Annotated in this window: 5 protein-coding genes; 4 read left to right on the top strand and 1 reads right to left on the bottom strand. The window is 34.4% G+C overall.

From position 1 onward, the window contains the following. Positions 1 to 139: 139 nt before the first annotated feature. Positions 140 to 1,375, bottom strand: a complete 1,236-nt coding sequence (locus tag AC1DSB_RS15940) for an IS110 family RNA-guided transposase (RefSeq protein ID WP_477531471.1) — start codon at positions 1,373 to 1,375, stop codon at positions 140 to 142. Positions 1,376 to 1,718: 343 nt separating this feature from the next. Here AC1DSB_RS15940 and AC1DSB_RS15935 point away from each other — a divergent pair, with 343 nt between their 5' ends. The 4 genes from AC1DSB_RS15935 to AC1DSB_RS15920 form a co-directional block, all read left to right on the top strand. Further along, positions 1,719 to 1,922, top strand: a complete 204-nt coding sequence (locus AC1DSB_RS15935; protein WP_477587090.1) for a DUF3885 domain-containing protein — start codon at positions 1,719 to 1,721, stop codon at positions 1,920 to 1,922. A 92-nt stretch (positions 1,923 to 2,014) separates the two neighbouring features. Further along, complete coding sequence (locus AC1DSB_RS15930) at positions 2,015 to 2,482, top strand: UPF0158 family protein (protein ID WP_477587089.1); 468 nt, start codon at positions 2,015 to 2,017, stop codon at positions 2,480 to 2,482. 579 nt (positions 2,483 to 3,061) lie between these two features. Beyond that, complete coding sequence (locus AC1DSB_RS15925) at positions 3,062 to 3,451, top strand: hypothetical protein (protein ID WP_477533244.1); 390 nt, start codon at positions 3,062 to 3,064, stop codon at positions 3,449 to 3,451. Between the two features lie 190 nt (positions 3,452 to 3,641). Further along, positions 3,642 to 3,853: hypothetical protein (locus AC1DSB_RS15920; protein WP_477587088.1), on the top strand; the 212-nt coding region annotated here is incomplete at its 3' end.

The following is a 3,853-nucleotide window of genomic DNA, read 5'->3' as shown; positions in this document are numbered from 1 at the left end:
CAACTAAACCAGCCAATAGTTTGTCAATATTTATTAATGAAAACTAAAAATAGTTCATGCTATACTAAATTTGTGCATACCAAATAACCTTCCAAATGAACGTTTGGAAAGTACTGGATTATTTAGTTGTGATTTTAAACTAGGCTATATCTTGGAAAGTAGATTTTCTTGTTAATAGTGCATAAATCCAATGTAAAAGTTTATTGGCACATGCTATCACAGCTACCTTAAAGGGCTTTCCTTCTTCGCGTTTCTTATCATAAAACTCTCGTAACTTCTTATTTCGAGGAATGAGTTCCTCTGTCGTTTTCTTCTTGCGACAATCACGAATGGCACATTTAACGGCCATATATAAGGCGTGTCGTAGTCTACTAGAACCTCTTTTGGTAATCCGATTCAAAGTACCTTTGAATGTACCAGATTCAAAAACACTTGGATCAATTCCTGCAAATGCAACTAGTTTTTTAGGGTGATTAAACCGATCAATTTCCCCAATCTCAGAAATAATCGTTGCAGCGATTTTCTCGCCGATACCGGGGATGGATTGGAGAATCTCATATTCTTCAATACTTTTTGCTAAAACATCTATCTCTTCTACAAGGTTGGATAGAGTTTTTTTGTATTCAAGAAGCATATTTATATACATATCAATACTCAAGGTAAGGCTATTGTATAAGGTTTTTTGAAACGGATTGCGATTTGCTGCAGCTCTTAATTTTTTTGCCTGATTGTTTGCCCATAGCTGAGACCGGCTTTTACATAATTCTTTTATTTTCTTCGCGATTGTTTCTTCGTCAACGGCCAAAACTTCCTCTGAAGTAGGGAATTTTTGTAATGTTAATAAAGAAACAATTGAATATAGGTCACCAAAAACCCCACAATATTCAGGAAATACCTGGTCAAGAACGGATTGGAATTGCAGTTTGGTTTGTACATACATACCTGTAATGTTCTCGTGTTGCCTTGTAAGGTTTCGTAGGTTTAAGAGTTGGATTCCTCGTTGTTTATAAGGCTCTAGTTCTTCTTTATAGAACATCTCGCAGAGATGCCGAGCGTCAATGAGATCAGTCTTTACCTTACGTAAACTAGAACTCTTTGCTCGATATGAAACGAGTGGATTTACCATTATCAATAAGAATCCTTTGTCCTCGAAATATTGGACAACTGGTATATGATAATGTCCTGTGGATTCCAACACAATGGGTGGCCGTTTTCCAGATACATCTTCTATTTCCCTAATAAATTCTAAAAGGCTTGTCAGCCCCTCAAGTGTATGTGCTACTTTAAAGCTCTTTTTGTACGGTTGCTTTTTATCCAAGAATGCTTGAACCTGACTTTCACCTTTTGCCACATCCAGACCAATGACTGGATTCATCATCTTTCTCCTCCTTCTCATACAATTAACCGGTAACCCCTAAACCTTCATGTAGTATCATAGCTTCGCTTGTTATACGAGATCATAGTCCCAACCAGCCTCAATCATGTTTCTACAAGTAGGGGGCGAACTGTTTAGTTGACGGGATCATTTGCCCCACGGGTGCTTACGTTCTACCCCGGCTACCGTCATCATATATCGATATAAAAAAAGGTCAACCAGAAATATCTGGCTGACCTTATAATACGAACGGGTGCTTTACTTCAATAAGGTAATATAAAAAGAGGGCTCGAATTTACAAGCAGATGGTGTTTATTCAAAATTTATTAAGGGAAAGATTCCAATGAAGGAAAAAATATTGGAGTACATAGACAGTAATTTTCCTAACCTAACAAGTGAATTGCATCTAAGGTTCGAACTAGGCGAGCCATATAAAAGCGGAACTGAAGGAAGAATTGATCAAGTAGTTACAAGAGTTACCACATTGTTTGAAGAAGTGTTCCAGCCGAATGATTTTATTAAAGAAATGGAATCAAGGAGGTTGTAAGTTAATAAAATAAATGAATCAGGACGAATAATAAATAAACAGTCTTTGTTTAACTAACGGGATAGTAAAAAACTTCTAAAGGTGATCTAATAATGAATATACAAGTCAGTCTAAAAGATATAATTGAGGAAATGGAAGTACAGTTTGAAGAGTCACGTTCATTACTAAATATTAATACGGGTGAAATAATTATAGTTACATCTGAGGACTTGAGAGCTGCCGAAGACGAAGAACCATTTGATCATTTACCTGAATGGGAACAAGAAAATAGAATGAATGCAATTGATGTGGTTGAAAACTTTGAAAACTATATAGAGTTACCTACTAAATATGCAGTGAATGAATATGAAATAATGGAAAACTTCAGTTTAAAAGTAAGGGATCAACGGATGCAGGAATCTTTATTAAGGGCCATTAAGGGTAAGGGTGCCTTTAGAAGGTTTAAGGACAAAATAATAGATTTTGAAAAAGAAGATCAATGGTATTCATACCGTGATGAGTGTTTTAAACAAATTGCGATTGAATGGTGTCAGGAAAATAAAATAAACTTTATTGAATAGAAATAACAGAGATGATTACTGAACCATGAACTGAACCCCTAATAGTGGACACTTTAAAAAAGTGACCTATACGGGGTTTTTTCTATTCCTAGAGCCCGTTATATCTGGAAGATAACTATTGTGGACGGGTGCTTTTCAATCGTGACAAAATGTATCAAGGAAAATCGCTTGTATTTCAACCTTATGATTTATGAGTTGTTGAACTAACGAAAGCTTTTTTAAAGATTAAAGTGCTGCCTAAACAGCTCTTTTTTTGTCACTCACCGAACCGATTAGTTCAATAAGAAATATATTAATACTGGTTTTGTTGTTTGGTATTCTCCTTGTTTTATTATCACTAAATTATTAATCATTCTCCCCCAAAACATAGCCAGCATAAATTATTAAAGGAATACAAGTAAATTCATACCTTTTCATTTCTTATTCTAAAAACGAGGAAGTTTAGTTCTATATGAAGGGATTATTGGAATGGTATTGAATAAGTTAATATATGTAAATCATTGAAGTTTTTAAGTGGTGATTAACTGATCATCGGGCTTGGGTATAAAATTGGATTTTAAAAGCAAAAGGGGATGTATTATGCGTCGAAGGATTTCAACATTATTGTTGCTGGTATTGGTATCATTTTTGCTATCAGCATGTGGCTATAAAACTTTCGATTTCTCTGGTGAGTCTGATAATTGGACGGGAGAATTAAAGGTTACTCAAACCGAAGATGAATGGGAAGAACAGGAATTAAAACTTCAATATAAAGGAAACGATGTAAATTCAGTTGGAGAAATTGAATATAACGTTGAGACTAATGCAGGAGGTTTTGGTGGAAGCGGTTTAACATTGGAGGAAAACGGAACGTTTAAAGCTAGTAAAGAGGCTAACCCAACAAATGCCAAAATCATTGAAGAATCTGAGGTTGTAGTGACAATAGAATGGAATGGCCATACTGAAACAATCATATTAAACATCAACTAGATATTGAACTAACTGTTACTAATGCTTTAGTTAAAGATCATCGGGGTGCTTAGGCAGCTCTTTTTCTTATTGAACTAACACGTGGCAGGTTAGCAGAAAAAGAAATTTACTTTAGGGGTAAAGGATTTTGATGAAGGTATTGTGAATTATCTTATTATTAAGGCACAATTTTTTTAGGGGTGTGTTTATAGTGGAAAGGGAAATAATAGTATTTGCGATTGCTATTTTGGAGACCTATGCTCTAGCTGGTGTTTTATATTTAGTATCTTTATTGATTTTCAAAAAACATAAACAAGTGATTTCAGTAATTTACTATTTGATTATATTAATAATGGTACATTATTTTATCATTGCTCAACGAAATTATATATTTAATGAGTACCCTACGATTGCATATCATAT

The organism is Paenisporosarcina sp. P4_E4_2 (assembly GCF_056401595.1).
The sequence above is the reverse complement of the archived record's forward strand: the minus strand, read 5'-3'. Positions and strand labels throughout refer to the sequence as shown.

Coding starts and splice junctions, on each gene's coding strand:
- AC1DSB_RS15940 (WP_477531471.1), bottom strand. CDS start 1,375: ATGAATCCAGTCATTGGTCTGGATGTGGCAAAAGGTGAAAGTCAGGTT.
- AC1DSB_RS15935 (WP_477587090.1), top strand. CDS start 1,719: ATGAAGGAAAAAATATTGGAGTACATAGACAGTAATTTTCCTAACCTA.
- AC1DSB_RS15930 (WP_477587089.1), top strand. CDS start 2,015: ATGAATATACAAGTCAGTCTAAAAGATATAATTGAGGAAATGGAAGTA.
- AC1DSB_RS15925 (WP_477533244.1), top strand. CDS start 3,062: ATGCGTCGAAGGATTTCAACATTATTGTTGCTGGTATTGGTATCATTT.